Source organism: Streptomyces achromogenes subsp. achromogenes (assembly GCF_000720835.1).
GTDB lineage: Bacteria > Actinomycetota > Actinomycetes > Streptomycetales > Streptomycetaceae > Streptomyces > Streptomyces achromogenes.
On record NZ_JODT01000122.1, the window covers coordinates 1 to 326 of the forward strand.

Genomic DNA, 326 nt, shown 5'->3' on the forward strand with positions numbered 1-326 from the left:
CGGATGCCCGCCGTACCCGCGAGGGTCTTCTGGGTGAGGCCCAGTTCCAGTCCGAAGCGGAAGCGCGACGAGGAGCCGAGGTCGGCTCCCGTGTAGGTGTTCGAGCCGATCTCGTGTCCCTCGTCGAGGATGCGCCGGACCAGGTCCGGATGGCGTGCCGCCTGGGCGCCGAACACGAAGAAGGTGGCGTGCGCGTGGTGCTTGCGGAGCAGATCCAGCACACGGGGGGTCCACTCGGGATCGGGTCCGCCGTCGTAGGTGAGGGCGACGGTGCGCGGGGGCGCCGAGGCGGCCGACACCTTGTCCTTGCCGATGCCGCGCAGGAC

At 70.9% G+C, this 326-nt stretch carries 1 protein-coding gene; it reads right to left on the bottom strand.

Features of this window, described 5'->3' with window-relative positions; translation table 11 throughout:
- On the bottom strand, positions 1–323 hold a 323-nt coding region (locus IH25_RS38260; RefSeq protein ID WP_245172992.1), incomplete at its 3' end, for a polysaccharide deacetylase family protein.
- Positions 324–326: the final 3 nt, after the last annotated feature.